Here is a 435-nt window from a genome sequence, read left to right on the forward strand (position 1 = left end):
ATCTGCAGAAACAGAAGATTCTATTGCACGCATAGAAGTCGTTCCTACAGCACACACGCGACGTTTGTTGTCGATTGCTCTATTGACAACGCGTGCAGCTTCATCAGTGATGATGAACTGTTCCGAATCCATTTTATGTTTGGTTAAATCTTCGACTTCAACGGTACGGAAAGTTCCAAGACCAACGTGAAGAGTAACCTCTGCAAAATCAACACCTTTTAGTTCCAGACGTTTCATTAACTCTCTTGAGAAGTGAAGTCCAGCTGTAGGAGCAGCAACAGCACCTTCATTTTTTGCGTAGATCGTTTGGTAACGGAATTTATCTTCCGGCGTGGCTTTACGTTTGATGTATTTAGGAAGCGGAGTTTCACCTAAGATTTCAATATTACGGCGGAACTCTTCATCGGTACCATCAAATAAAAATCTAATTGTACG

The 435-nt window shown here is 41.8% G+C and carries 1 protein-coding gene; it reads right to left on the bottom strand.

Features of this window, described 5'->3' with window-relative positions; genetic code table 11:
• On the bottom strand, positions 1–435 hold a 435-nt coding region (locus B2X72_RS10860; protein ID WP_286849600.1), incomplete at both ends, for an S-adenosylmethionine:tRNA ribosyltransferase-isomerase.

The organism is Sphingobacterium sp. UBA7253 (assembly GCF_002472745.1).
In the GTDB taxonomy this organism is placed as follows: domain Bacteria; phylum Bacteroidota; class Bacteroidia; order Sphingobacteriales; family Sphingobacteriaceae; genus Sphingobacterium; species Sphingobacterium siyangense.